This window comes from Pseudomonas sp. FG6, assembly GCF_057809015.1.
Genome location: NZ_JBMDJD010000003.1, coordinates 138,282 through 150,630, shown reverse-complemented (window position 1 = coordinate 150,630; position 12,349 = coordinate 138,282). Strand labels below are relative to the sequence as shown.

Here is a 12,349-nt window from a genome sequence, read left to right as displayed (position 1 = left end):
GCCCTCAGGCGCTTCGTTCCAGGCGCCTGGCCAGGTAGCAGGCTTCGTTGTGATCGGTGCGGAAACCTCTTACACGTCCAGTCGATGTTTCCTCGATGTGAAAGAAACATTTGCCGGCCAGAACCACCCGATAGCGTGGCTGGATCAACGCCACAGGAAGGCAATCGATCCCGGCAAAGCGCTCTGTTGTTCCGATCACGCAAGGTTCAGCAGGTTGAGCCAGGGTTGTGAAAGTGTCCATTTGAAGTCCTTTTCTATGGTTTACCGATGAATTGCTGAATACTTTGAGTAGTCTCCACAGCACCTGCTGCTCTAGAATCGGCAGCACCGTATGGACGGCTGTGCCTATCTAAAGCAATTTTTTTTGGGCTCGATGTCAGAAAAATGCTTTTTTAAGTACGAAATTTCCCTAAAGTTAGTAGTCCTCCTTTTCCGATACGCAGAGTGGCGTTTTCCTTCGACCTCTGACGACCCCCCGGGAAAGACGGCAAGAGCGGCAACCTTTAGTCTGCTCGGGTCCAGGATGGGGCGCGCTGCCCACTTCGAATTTCAGTGACAGGTCCATTGCGACATTGCAGTCGGCACGGGTTCTTTTGGTCCGTCCCTCCCAGGGAGTGGGCCGTTTTCAGAAAGATGGGGATGTTTCCTTGGCAGTAAGTAATCTCGACATGCATGCGTTGTTTGTACTGGGTGATCTGCGGGCAAAACTGGTCAAGCAATTCCAGTCACGTTTCGTCTACATCACCGAGCAGACCGCTGAAGGCATCTACGTGGCCGAAATCGACACCGAATCGGCGTTGGTGGTGGATGACAAGCCCAGGCTTGAACTCAAGGTCGGCGATCACTTTCGTGCAGCGGTATTGCCGAGCCGTGAGGGCGGCAAGTTTGAGATCCGCTTTCGCGAAATCAAATTGACGGTTTATGGCCTGGGCGACTACGCCTTCGTCACGACGACCGGTGGGCATGCCATCCTGTTCAAGGAAGGCCACAGCGTGGTGACCGTATTCGCCGCCAACGAACAGTTGCAAGAGGGCTTGACCAAGACCCTCAAGGCGGTCACCGCCAAAGCGGCCAAGTGGCGCAAGGGCGAGCTCGTGACCTTCAAGGCCAGCGAGTGATCCGCTCGGGCCGGTGAACCGAACCTGGAGCTGCATTCGCGGCTCTTTGGCCTGTTTCGCAAGGCTTCGCTGGAACCTCGGCTACAGTCAGTGGACTGAATAATTCAGGGACTTGCGTTTGGTTGCGCAGGACCGTTCAGCCATGGCTGTAACTGGCACGAGGTGCAGAGCATGAAACGAGTTCGACAGTGGCTGGCTGCCTGGGCCACCTTCGCGGTGTTGGTTTCCTCATTCCCGGCATCGGCCGCCTCGGCACCGATCCACTTTGCCGACTTGAATTGGGAAAGCGGCAGCCTGATCACCGATATCCTGCGAATCATCGTCGAAAAGGGTTATGGGTTGCCGACCGATACGTTGCCCGGTACCACCATTACCCTGGAAACCGCCCTGGCCAACAACGACATCCAGGTGATCGGCGAGGAGTGGGCCGGGCGCAGTCCAGTGTGGGTCAAGGCCGAGGCCGAAGGCAAAGTGATTGCCTTGGGCGATACGGTCAAGGGTGCGACAGAAGGCTGGTGGGTCCCTGAGTACGTCATCAAGGGCGACCCGGCCAAGGGCATCAAGCCCCTGGCGCCGGACCTGCGCAGCGTCCAAGACCTGGCGCGCTACAAGCATGTGTTCAAGGATCCGGAGAGCCCGGACAAGGGGCGTTTTCTCAACAGCCCGATCGGCTGGACTTCCGAGGTGGTCAACAAGCAGAAGCTCAAGGCCTATGGCCTGGACGACAGTTACGTGAACTTTCGCAGCGGCTCGGGGGCGGCACTGGATGCAGAAATCACCTCGTCGATCCGTCGCGGTAAACCGGTCCTGTTCTATTACTGGTCGCCGACGCCGCTGCTCGGGCGCTTCAAGCTGGTGCAATTGCAAGAGCCGCCGTTCGACGCCCAGGCCTGGAAAACCCTGACCGACGCCGACAACCCCGACCCCAAGCCGACCCGCTCGCTGGCTTCGAAACTGTCGATTGGTGTGTCGGCGCCGTTCCAACAGCAGCACCCGGACATTGCCGAGTTCTTCAGCAAGGTCGACTTGCCCATCGAGCCGCTGAACAAGGCGCTGGCGCAGATGGACGAAAAGCGCACACCGCCCCGTGAGGCCGCGCAAGCGTTCCTCAAGGACCATCCTCAGGTCTGGCAGGCCTGGTTGCCCAAGGAGGTGGCAGACAAAGTCGCCGCCGGTCTCTAGGCTCTGTACGAAAAGCCTTGATACTCGTTCATGCTGCGTTGAAAACAGCCTCGGAATGCTCATTTACAACCCGTAAAGTCGAGCGCGACCCCGGCCGTTCCTCGGCTGTTTTCGCCTTGCCTGACCTTCGTCTCAAGACTTTTCGTACAGAGCCTAGCGGCCTGCTCGTCGTAGAACTCTTGATCCTGGGCAATGAGTCCTTCGCGGGAAACTGGCAGTCTGCGCCCGTCGTAGCGAGATCCGGAATTCAAGCTAGGATAATTGTTCAACCTTTACAGGAGGCTGGCGGATGACGCTTTTATTGGCCCGGACGCTGGTCGCAACGTTTGCGGCCATCAGCTTGATTCATTTGTATTGGGCCCTGGGCGGGCGCTGGGCGACCCGGGCGGTAATACCCCAGGTGCCGGTGAAACAGGGGAGCGGGCTGCGTCCGGCGTTCGATCCGTCGGGCTGGCTGACGCTGTTGGTGGCGCTGGCGCTGTTGCTGATTGCCGTGTTGGTCAGCCTGCGGGTGGGCCTGCTGGCGCAACCGGTCACCCATCGGGCGTTGCAGTGGCTGATCAGTGCGATCGCCTTGCTGATGTTTGCCCGGGCCATCGGCGAGTCGGAGCTGGTGGGTTTCTTCAAGGAGGTCAAGGGCTCGACCTTCGCCCGGCTCGACACCTGGGTGTACTCGCCGCTGTGCGTGGTACTGGGGGCTGGGTTATTGGCGGTGGCTTGGGCCTGAGAGCCCGGACCGATGCACCAAGATGCCCTTGTGGCGAGGGGATTTATCCCCGCTGGGCTGCGCAGCAGCCCCAAACCTGGCAACTCGGTGTGTCAGACAAATTGCATTCAGCCGTTAAGGGGCTGCTTCGCAGCCCAGCGGGGATAAATCCCCTCGCCACAAGGGTTGGCTAGAGATTCAATCGTTCTTGCGACTGCTCACTTCCCCCGGCACGTCGTCCTTGGCCATGCGCTTGCGGAACAATGCCGCGCGGGCCAGCAGCAGGGTGGTCACCGGCACGGTGATCGACAGCAGGATCGGGATCAGCCAGGCATGCAGCACCGGCCCGGACTTGAGATCGGAAAAATACAGGATCGAGGCCAGCGCCACGCACCAGGCGCCCAGCGTCGAAGCCAGGGCCGGCGGGTGCATGCGCTGGAAATAGTCCTTCAGGCGCACCAGGCCGATGGCGCCGGTCAAGGCGAAGAAGCTGCCGCACACCAGCAGGATCGCCACCGGGATTTGCACCCACATCGACAGTTCTGCGGTCATTCGATCACCTCGCCGCGCAACAGGAACTTGGCCAGGGCAAACGAGCCGACAAAGCCGAACAGGGCGATCAGCAGCGCCGCCTCGAAATAGGTGTCGCTGGAGTAACGGATGCCCAGCACCAGCATCATCAGCATCGCCACGATGTACAGATAGTCCAGCGCCAAGACCCGATCCTGCGCCGAAGGCCCCTTGAACAGCCGCACCAGCGTCAAGACCATCGCCAGGGAGAACAGGAACAGGCTCAACAAGATCGCATTGGACAGCAGCGGGCTCATTCGAAAATCTCCATCAACGGTCGCTCGTAGGTGGCCTTGAAGTGCGCGATGAATGACGCCTCATCCTCCAGGTCGAACACGTGCATCAACAGGATGCTGCGATCCAGCGCCAGTTCCGACCAGACCGTCCCGGGAATCACCGTGGTGATCATCGACAGCGCGGCCAGGCCGTTGGCGTCGCTCAGCTCCAGCGGCACCTTGATGAACCGCGAGCGGGGCGGACGACGGCCGGCGTTCAGCACGCCCCAGGCCACCGTCAGGTTGGAAACCAGCACGTCGCGGCCCACCTGCAGGAACAACCGCAGCATGACCCACGGTCGCCGGATGCGGATGGGGCGGGGGCGCAGCGGGCGCATCAGCAGCGGTGCCAGCAAGCCCAGGGCCGCGCCCAGCAGCAGATGGCCGGCGCTGAGGGACGCGTTCAACACCAACCACAACAACCACAGCGCCAAGGACAGCCAAGGCGCAGGAAACAGGCGCTTCATGGCTGCACCTCCAGCAAGGCGGCGCGGGCCTCGGGACTGGGCACGGCGCGGGTCGCCAGCACCGACATCACATAGTGTTCCGGGTTGTTCAGCGCATCGGCGGTCGCCTGGGTGTAGCGCAGCAGCGGCTCGGCCTTGAACGTCAGGGCGATGCCCAAGCCCAGCAAGACGATGATCGGCAGGCATTCGAACGGTCGCAGCAACGGCGACGGGCGTTCCTGGGGCGTCCAGAAACGCTGGATACCCAGCCGCGAAAAGGCAATCAGCGACGCCAGCCCCGACAGGATGAGCAAGGCCAGCAGGCCCCACGCCGGGCTCGACACCGATTCGCGGGCCCCCAGCCCGTGGGGATTGAGCAAGGCGCTCAGCAGGCTCAGTTTACCGATGAACCCCGACAGCGGCGGCATGCCGACAATCAGCAGCGCGCAGCAGATGAAGCTCAAGCCGAGGAAGGCCATGGTCCAGGGGATCACTTGCCCGACCACGGCTTTTTGCTCGTCATCGAGGTTGATGCCCTTGGGCGGTTGCAGGGATTCGAGGGGGCGCGGCAGCGTATCGAGGTCGTCGTCCAGGGCCGGTTCATTGGCCGAGCGCGAGCGTTCGATCAATTCGGCCAGCAAGAACAGCGCGCACAGTGCCAGGGTCGAGCTCACCAGGTAAAACAGCGCCGCCCCCACCAGGTTGGGCTGGGCGAAGCCAATCGCCGACAACAGGATCCCGGCCGAGACCAGGATGCTCAGGCTTGCCATGCGCTCCAGGCGCTGGGCCGCGAGGATGGCGATGGCGGCGCAGACGATGGTTGCCATGCCGCCATAGACCAGCCAGTCGGCGCCGAAATACGCCGAGGCGCCGGCCTGGCCAGAGAACAGCAACGTCCACAGCCGCAGGATCGTATAGACGCCGACCTTGGTCATGATCGCAAACAGCGCCGCCACCGGCGCACTGGCCGCGCTGTAGGCCGGCACCAGCCAGAAGTTCAGCGGCCACATGCCGGCCTTGGCCAGGAACGCCACCGCCAGGATCCCGGCCCCGGCGTGCAGCAGACCACGGTCGGCTTCCGGCACCAGCGGGATCTTCAGGGCCAGGTCGGCCATGTTCAAGGTGCCGGTGACGCCGTAGATCAGCGCCGCGCCGATCAAGAACAGCGACGAGGCCAGCAGGTTGATGGAGATGTAATGCAGCCCCGACGACACCCGAGCCCGGCCCGAGCCATGGAGCATCAGGCCGTAGGACGCGGCCAGCAGCACCTCGAAAAACACGAACAGGTTGAACAGGTCCGCCGTGAGAAAGGCGCCATACAGGCCCATCAGCTGGATCTGGAACAAGGCGTGGAAACTCGCCCCGGCGCCGTGCCAGCGCGCATTGGCGAACAGCAGGGCGCAGACGCCGATGATGCCGGTCAGCACCAGCATCAACGCCGACAGATGATCGACCACCAGCACGATGCCGAACGGCGCCGGCCAGTTGCCCGGCAGGTACACGCCGATTGAAGCGGGCTGGGCCTGGTCCAGGGTCCAGCGCAGCAACAGCACGGCAATGCCCAGGCCCAGCAGGCTGGAGCACAGGTTGATCCGCGCCTTGAGCGGACGGTGTTTCTCGCCCAGCATCAGCATCAATGCGGCGGTCAGCAGCGGCAGCAGGATGGGGGCGGCAATCAAGTGCGGCGTCACGCTCATTGCTTGGGCTCCCGGCCGTCCACGTGGTCGGTGCCGGTCAGGCCCCGGGAGGCCAGCAGCACCACCAGGAACAGCGCGGTCATGGCGAAGCTGATGACGATGGCCGTCAGCACCAGGGCCTGGGGCAGCGGGTCGGTGTAGTGCAGCAGGTCCTGGGGCACGCCGTCCTTGATGATCGGCTCCTTGCCGATGAACAGGCTGCCCATGCTGAAGATGAACAGGTTGACGCCATAGGACAGTAGGCACAGGCCCATGACCACCTGGAAGGTCCGTGGCCGCAGCACCAGCCAGACACCCGAGGCGGCCAGTACGCCGATGGCAATTGCGATGACTTCTTCCATCAGGTGTTGGCTCCTTCGAGGGGGGCGACGGGTTTGGGTTGCAGGCCCGGCTTGTGGGCCCGCACCGACTGGTGAGCCAGGGCGGTGAGGATCAACAGCGTCGAACCGACCACCACGGCATACACACCGATGTCGAAGAACAGCGCGCTGGCGACATGCAGATCACCCAGCAGGGGAACTTCGACATGCCAGGTGTGGGTGGTCAGGAACGGGTAGCCCACGGCCATCGCCCCGAGGCCCGTGGCCGTGGCAAAAAACAGTCCGGTGCCCATCCAGCGCAACGGCCGCAGGCTCATTTGCGCTTCGACCCACTGGGTGCCTGCGACCATGTATTGCAGGATGAATGCCACCGACATCACCAGCCCGGCCACGAAACCGCCACCGGGTTGGTTGTGGCCGCGCATGAACAGGTAGAACGACACCACCAGGGCGATCGGCAGCAGCAGGCGCACCAGCACCGAAGGCACCATCATGAACCCCAGTGCGGTATCGCTGGCGTGTCGTGGGTTGACCAGGTCGGTGACCACGTCCGGTGCCAGCAGCCGCTGTTGCGCCGGCAGCTGCATGCTTTCCTTCGGCGGGCGAAACCGTCGCAACAGCGCGAACACCGCCAGGGCCACGGCCACCAGCACGGTGATTTCCCCCAGGGTGTCGAAGCCACGGAAATCCACCAGCATCACGTTCACCACGTTGCTGCCGCCGCCTTCGGGCAGGGCACGGCTCAAGTAGAACGAGGAAATGTCGTTGGGCGTCTGGCGGGTCAGCATCGCATAGGCCAACAGCGCCATGCCGCCGCCCACCGCTGTGGACAGCAGCAAGTCGCGCAGGCGCCGCACACGGGCGCGCCGCTCGCTGTTGGGCAGGGGCGATGCATCCTCGATCCGCCGTGGCAGCCAGCGCAGGCCCAGCAGGATCAGCACCGTGGTGACCACTTCCACCACCAGTTGGGTCAAGGCCAGGTCGGGGGCGGAGAACCAGACGAAGGTCACGCAGGTCATCAGGCCGCAGACGCTGACCATGGTCAGGGCGGCGAGCCGGTGATACTTGGCTTGCCAGGCTGCGCCCAGGGCACAGGCAATCGCCAGCAGCCACAGGGTGACGAAGACGACGGAGCCAGGGATCTTCGGCCGATGCCCCCAGGCCAGGGTGCTGTGCAGCATCGGGATCGCCCCGGCGAGCACGGCGGCCAACACCAGCCAGAACAACTGGGTCTGCAGGCGGCGGGTGCTGAGCCGTCGCTCCAGGCGTCGCCCCTGGCGCATCATCGACACCAGGCACCGCTCGAACAGCCGCTTGCCGCTGAGCCGGCCAATGAACGGCGGATGCTTGATGTGCCCTTGCTTGAACTGGCTGCGCAGCAGCAGGTAAAGCACGATGCCGCCGGACATCGCCACCAGGCTCATGATCATCGGTGCGTTCAGGCCGTGCCAGATCGCCAGGCTGTAGGACGGCAGCGTCCCGCCCACCACCGGCAACGCGGCGGCCGCGAGCAATGAGCCGACCACCTGGGCCGGGAAAATTCCCACCACCAGGCAGGTGAACACCAGTAACTCCACCGGCGCGCGCATCCAGCGTGGGGGTTCGTGAGGGGTATGGGGCAGGTCGGTGGCGGTCGGGCCGAAGAACACATCCACGGTGAACCGCAGGGAATAGGCGACGCTGAAGGTCCCGGCGAGGGTGGCGATGATCGGCAGCGCCAACTCGACCCAGGCCGTGGCGGAGATGAACACGGTCTCGGCGAAGAACATCTCCTTGGACAGGAAGCCGTTGAGCAGTGGCACCCCGGCCATGGCCGCACTGGCCACCATCGCCAGGGTCGCCGTGAACGGAATCAGCCGCACCAGGCCGCTGAGCTTGCGAATGTCCCGTGTGCCGCTTTCGTGGTCGATGATCCCGGCAGCCATGAACAGCGAGGCCTTGAACGTGGCGTGGTTGAGCACATGGAAGACCGCCGCCACCGCTGCCAGCGGGCTGTTCAGGCCCAGCAGCAGGGTGATCAGCCCCAGGTGGCTGATGGTGGAATACGCCAGCAGGCCCTTGAGGTCGTTCTGGAACATCGCGCAGTAGGCGCCCAGCATCAGCGTGCACGCGCCCGCACCCCCGACGATGTAGAACCACTGTTCACTGCCCGACAGCGATGGCCACAGCCGCGCCAGCAGGAACACGCCGGCCTTGACCATGGTTGCCGAGTGCAAGTACGCCGACACCGGCGTGGGCGCGGCCATGGCATGGGGCAGCCAGAAGTGGAACGGGAATTGGGCGCTTTTGCTCAAGGCGCCTATCAGGATCAGCGACAGCAGGACCGGGTAGAGGGCATGGGCGTGGATCAGGTCGCCGGCGGCCAGCACTTTGTCCAGGTCGTAGCTGCCCACCACATGGCCGAGCAGCATCACCCCCGCCAACAGGCAAAGCCCACCGGCCCCGGTCACCATCAAGGCCATGTAGGCCCCGCGGCGCGCGTCGGCACGGTGATGCCAGTAGCCGATCAGCAGGAACGAGAACAGGCTGGTCAGTTCCCAGAAGAACACTATCTGGATGAGGTTGCCGGAAATCACCAACCCGAGCATGGCGCCCATGAACGCCAGGAAAAAGGCGAAGAAACGCGGCACCGGATCGGCCGGCGACATGTAGTAGCGGGCGTACAGCGACACCAGCGCGCCAATGCCCAGCACCAGCAATGAAAACAGCCAGGCAAAGCCATCCAGGCGCAAGACGAAATCCAGGCCCAGGCTGGGCAACCAGGCATAGTGCTCGCGGATCACACCGCCGTCGGCGATCTGCGGATACAGCAAGGCCACCTGGACCGTGCCGACCAAGGCCACGAGGCCCGCCAGCAATGATTCGGTGTTACGGGCGTTATGCGGCAACAGTGCCGCGACACAGCTGCCGATGAAGGGCAAAAGCAATAGAACTATCAGTGACATAGGCTTCTATTCGGCGGGTGGATAGCAGGGATCATACGTGCCGCGTCCCGGATCACCAACCGCGAGGGTGTCGCAGAATCCTACAAGATAGGTGGAGTTTTCTGACTTTGCGTTACTTCAAGAGGGAGGTCTTATCTGTAGGGTCAGGATCAGCTATGGGGACAGCCCTTATCCGAGCAGCAAAAAAATTTCGATGTAATACATATGTACCGCATCTGTACACGGTTTCATCGCCAACCTGCGCCATACAGAAAAGGAGATCTGTATGGCAAAGCAAACACTTAATGATGGGTCAGATGGAACGGTAGTCATCAGGCCGGGACCGACGGCTTCAGGCGGCGGTTTTCAGGTCACGAGCGGAGGTTTTTCAGGCGGATTTGGTGGCTCGGGCAGCCGGCGCAGCAGACGACGTCGTAAAGCTAGGGCACGAGCCAAGTACGAACGGCTCAAGGCCCAGCAAGAAGCCCAGGCCCAGGCCGCCGCCGTAGCCCAGGAGCGGGCGCGTTTCCAGGCACGTCAACAAGAACTGGCGGCAATGGTCCAGCGACACACCAGCACCCGGGCCGAGGTGGACCGGAACTTCGCGAGCAAAAAGCAGCAACTCGACACCACGCTTCAAAAGGAAATTTCCGCTGCAAAACGGGCGCCCACCTCAAAGTCGACCGAACGCTGGCAGCTTTACCTCATTACCAAGGAAAAAAACGAAATCGACGGGCTGATCGCCCGCAAAACCACGGAACTCAACGCCAAGAACATCGTCGCTCGTGCCTTCGATGGAGAGGACCCGCTCACCCGTTCGGCGAGCGACTACCAAACGCGACTGGATCAGTTCGGCACCGCGCTCGATCACGGTCACAGGCTTTGGGAGCAGGCCTATATCGCGGCTCAAGAAGCGCGCCTGCTGTCCGGGCAGATCAAGGCACTGAACGAAAAATCCAGCGCGTTGGCCCTGCACCATGGCAAACAAACCGTGGCGTGGCGCGAACGGGAGGCTGGCTGGGAGCGTCATCGTCAACATGCCGAGCAACGGGAGGCGCGCATCCGCTTCAAGCAGCAAGTTGACGAAAGCACTCGACTTCAGCGGTTCAGGCAAGTCCACACCCTGAACGTGCCTGCGCCGTCGATGGCGGCGGGCGGGATGGTATTGACCCGGGACGCGGTGCTCGTCGGCCAGCAAGCCGCGGCGATCCTGGAGCAGGCCGTTGCAGCCTCTGTCGAAACGCTCAAGGACTACGGGCGGATCCTGGCCAGGACGGGGCCGGTCTTCGTCACGGCGATGGTCTATTCGCCAGTGCTGGGTGACGGCGAATTGACCCCCGAACAACGCAAACGCTTGTTCCAGGGCGTCGGCGTACCGGCACAGGCGCTCGGGCTCACCGACACACCAGCGTTGCAAGCGATTGCCGAGGCAGGCGGTTCGGTTGAGGTGGCTTATCGGCTCAAACCGCAAGCCGTTGCTGAAGGTACCGCGCTTCACGTTGCCAGTACCGGCGACGCGATCGGCGCGCGTGTCCCGGTCATCAACGCGGTTTTCGATCCCTTGACCGGCCTCTACAACGCCGAAGTTCCCGGTTCACCGAGCCGACACCTGCAATTTACCGCCGATACCGTCGCTCAAGCGATGCCTGCAAACCCACCGGTGTTGACGGCAACAGCGCCTCAAGTGGAAACCCTGCCAGCGGGTGTGGACCTGCGCATTCAAGACTGCATCGTCTGCATGCCCGGCATGCCGCCGACCTATTTCTCTTTCGAGTTACCGCCCTTGGGGTCGGGCATTGTCACGGGCGCCGGCAAACCCGCAGCGAATGATTGGTGGAGCACGGCCAGCCAGGCTGGGGGAGCAGCCATCCCCGAACAAATCGGCCACCCAATGCGGGCGCAGGCCATAGAGTCCTTCCGTGCCTTCGACCAAGCGCTGTGGCGCACCCTCGCCGAACAGCCGGGGCTGTTCAGCGCGAACGACGAACTCAATAAAAAGCGGATCGAGCGTGGTTTTGCGCCCTATGCGCCGAAAAGCACCTGGGTGGGGGAGCGTCGCGAATTCGAACTGCGCTATCAAAACCGCGCCGAGCTGGGCGAGAACCCTTTCGATCTCGACCGCGTCAGTATCACCACGCCAGACAGCCTGCTGGGAAGACCGGGCATCGTGCCCGCCGTCATCCCCTGGCCGGCGCCGCCGATTGGCAACGGTACTCGGACACCGCTGGTGCCACCGGGCATCGAACAGCTTGGCTCCACTACCTCGCCGCTGACGCCTCCACTTTCGCAGGTCTATCCCGGCAATCCTGTCATCCCCGTCCTACCGGAAAACGAGACGTTTCCGGCTGTTGACGAAGGGCAGGTCGGTGCCAGTATTCCTGGGTATCCGGGGGATATGGAGCTGCCGTCGCCGGATGCGCTGTTCTATGACCGGCGCGATGATTCAGGGATGGCGCTGGGGTATGGGCAGCCAGTGTCGGGCGTCTGGTTGGGGGAGGCGGCGAGGACGACTGGCGCACCTATTCCTGATCGGATTGCGGATCAGCTGAGAGGACAGGAGTTTGCGAATTTTCATCGGTTCAGGGAGGCGTTTTGGAGGGCTGTGGCGGGGGACCCGGAGTTGAATCAACAATTTACTGGCATTAATTTGGAGAGAATGCGCAATGGTCGATCGCCGTACCCATTGCGAAAAGATCAGGTGGGAGGACGTAAAACATTCGAACTTCATCATGAAGTTGAAATTTCAAAAGGTGGCGACGTCTACGGTTTGGGTAATATTTCTGTGTTGACACCCAAACGTCACATCCAATATCACAAAGAGAGTTGATAATGATGTTATTTAAAAATGCGCTTGAAGAATATACCGAGGCGGAGTTCTTAACTTTTCTAGAAGAGTTGTTCCACAACACGAGTGGGCTTGAGGGGGAATCTCTCGAGAAGTACCTAGACAGTCTGGTTGATCATTTTGAGCGTGTTACTGAGCATTCCGACGGCTCGGATGTACTTTTCTATCCAAAAGAAGGCCAGGAAGACAGCCCCGAAGGCATCCTGAAAGAAGTCAAGGAATGGCGCGCTCGCAATAACAAACCCGGCTTCAAGCCAGAATAAATC

General features: G+C 62.0%; 12 protein-coding genes. 5 read left to right on the top strand and 7 right to left on the bottom strand.

Annotation, left to right across the window (positions count from 1 at the left end; genetic code table 11):
* Positions 1–4 precede the first annotated feature (4 nt).
* On the bottom strand, positions 5–241 hold the full coding sequence (locus ACODSJ_RS03045) for a hypothetical protein (RefSeq protein ID WP_489100318.1): 237 nt from the start codon (positions 239–241) through the stop codon (positions 5–7).
* A 427-nt stretch (positions 242–668) separates the two neighbouring features.
* On the opposite strand from ACODSJ_RS03045, the gene ACODSJ_RS03040 reads away from it, so the two are divergent.
* From ACODSJ_RS03040 to ACODSJ_RS03030, 3 genes are all read left to right on the top strand, one after another.
* Positions 669–1,118 (top strand): hypothetical protein, encoded by a 450-nt coding sequence (locus ACODSJ_RS03040; RefSeq protein WP_489100400.1) that lies wholly within the window; start codon positions 669–671, stop codon positions 1,116–1,118.
* Between the two features lie 171 nt (positions 1,119–1,289).
* Positions 1,290–2,300, top strand: a complete 1,011-nt coding sequence (locus ACODSJ_RS03035) for an ABC transporter substrate-binding protein (protein ID WP_489100317.1) — start codon at positions 1,290–1,292, stop codon at positions 2,298–2,300.
* Positions 2,301–2,589: 289 nt separating this feature from the next.
* The gene (locus ACODSJ_RS03030) at positions 2,590–3,027 is read left to right on the top strand and encodes a DUF3995 domain-containing protein (RefSeq protein WP_489100316.1); all 438 of its coding nucleotides are present in this window, start codon (positions 2,590–2,592) and stop codon (positions 3,025–3,027) included.
* Positions 3,028–3,204: 177 nt separating this feature from the next.
* Here ACODSJ_RS03030 and ACODSJ_RS03025 read toward each other — a convergent pair whose 3' ends face one another.
* Genes ACODSJ_RS03025 through ACODSJ_RS03000 form a run of 6 tightly spaced genes read right to left on the bottom strand, consistent with a single transcriptional unit; the run spans position 3,205 to position 9,259 of the window.
* Entirely contained in the window at positions 3,205–3,558 is a 354-nt protein-coding gene (locus ACODSJ_RS03025; protein ID WP_489100315.1) for a Na+/H+ antiporter subunit G, read from the bottom strand.
* Positions 3,555–3,833, bottom strand: coding sequence for a K+/H+ antiporter subunit F (locus ACODSJ_RS03020; protein ID WP_489100314.1), 279 nt, complete (start codon positions 3,831–3,833; stop codon positions 3,555–3,557). The genes ACODSJ_RS03025 and ACODSJ_RS03020 overlap by 4 nt, the downstream gene beginning before the upstream one ends.
* A complete protein-coding gene (locus tag ACODSJ_RS03015) occupies positions 3,830–4,318 on the bottom strand; it encodes a Na+/H+ antiporter subunit E (RefSeq protein ID WP_489100313.1) in 489 nt (162 codons plus the stop codon). Before ACODSJ_RS03015 ends, ACODSJ_RS03020 begins: the two co-directional genes overlap by 4 nt.
* The gene (locus tag ACODSJ_RS03010; RefSeq protein ID WP_489100312.1) at positions 4,315–5,994 is read right to left on the bottom strand and encodes a monovalent cation/H+ antiporter subunit D; all 1,680 of its coding nucleotides are present in this window, start codon (positions 5,992–5,994) and stop codon (positions 4,315–4,317) included. Before ACODSJ_RS03010 ends, ACODSJ_RS03015 begins: the two co-directional genes overlap by 4 nt.
* Positions 5,991–6,335, bottom strand: coding sequence for a Na+/H+ antiporter subunit C (locus ACODSJ_RS03005; RefSeq protein ID WP_350600133.1), 345 nt, complete (start codon positions 6,333–6,335; stop codon positions 5,991–5,993). Before ACODSJ_RS03005 ends, ACODSJ_RS03010 begins: the two co-directional genes overlap by 4 nt.
* On the bottom strand, positions 6,335–9,259 hold the full coding sequence (locus ACODSJ_RS03000; protein ID WP_489100311.1) for a monovalent cation/H+ antiporter subunit A: 2,925 nt from the start codon (positions 9,257–9,259) through the stop codon (positions 6,335–6,337). The genes ACODSJ_RS03005 and ACODSJ_RS03000 overlap by 1 nt, the downstream gene beginning before the upstream one ends.
* Positions 9,260–9,524: 265 nt before the next feature.
* Between ACODSJ_RS03000 and ACODSJ_RS02995 the strand changes: the two genes are divergently transcribed.
* Positions 9,525–12,065: an S-type pyocin domain-containing protein gene (locus ACODSJ_RS02995; protein ID WP_489100310.1), complete on the top strand. Its 2,541-nt coding sequence runs from the start codon at positions 9,525–9,527 to the stop codon at positions 12,063–12,065.
* A gap of 5 nt (positions 12,066–12,070) precedes the next feature.
* Positions 12,071–12,346: a bacteriocin immunity protein gene (locus ACODSJ_RS02990; RefSeq protein WP_489100399.1), complete on the top strand. Its 276-nt coding sequence runs from the start codon at positions 12,071–12,073 to the stop codon at positions 12,344–12,346.
* Positions 12,347–12,349 lie beyond the last annotated feature (3 nt).

Coding starts and splice junctions, on each gene's coding strand:
- ACODSJ_RS03045 (WP_489100318.1), bottom strand. CDS start 241: ATGGACACTTTCACAACCCTGGCTCAACCTGCTGAACCTTGCGTGATC.
- ACODSJ_RS03040 (WP_489100400.1), top strand. CDS start 669: ATGCATGCGTTGTTTGTACTGGGTGATCTGCGGGCAAAACTGGTCAAG.
- ACODSJ_RS03035 (WP_489100317.1), top strand. CDS start 1,290: ATGAAACGAGTTCGACAGTGGCTGGCTGCCTGGGCCACCTTCGCGGTG.
- ACODSJ_RS03030 (WP_489100316.1), top strand. CDS start 2,590: ATGACGCTTTTATTGGCCCGGACGCTGGTCGCAACGTTTGCGGCCATC.
- ACODSJ_RS03025 (WP_489100315.1), bottom strand. CDS start 3,558: ATGACCGCAGAACTGTCGATGTGGGTGCAAATCCCGGTGGCGATCCTG.
- ACODSJ_RS03020 (WP_489100314.1), bottom strand. CDS start 3,833: ATGAGCCCGCTGCTGTCCAATGCGATCTTGTTGAGCCTGTTCCTGTTC.
- ACODSJ_RS03015 (WP_489100313.1), bottom strand. CDS start 4,318: ATGAAGCGCCTGTTTCCTGCGCCTTGGCTGTCCTTGGCGCTGTGGTTG.
- ACODSJ_RS03010 (WP_489100312.1), bottom strand. CDS start 5,994: ATGAGCGTGACGCCGCACTTGATTGCCGCCCCCATCCTGCTGCCGCTG.
- ACODSJ_RS03005 (WP_350600133.1), bottom strand. CDS start 6,335: ATGGAAGAAGTCATCGCAATTGCCATCGGCGTACTGGCCGCCTCGGGT.
- ACODSJ_RS03000 (WP_489100311.1), bottom strand. CDS start 9,259: ATGTCACTGATAGTTCTATTGCTTTTGCCCTTCATCGGCAGCTGTGTC.
- ACODSJ_RS02995 (WP_489100310.1), top strand. CDS start 9,525: ATGGCAAAGCAAACACTTAATGATGGGTCAGATGGAACGGTAGTCATC.
- ACODSJ_RS02990 (WP_489100399.1), top strand. CDS start 12,071: ATGTTATTTAAAAATGCGCTTGAAGAATATACCGAGGCGGAGTTCTTA.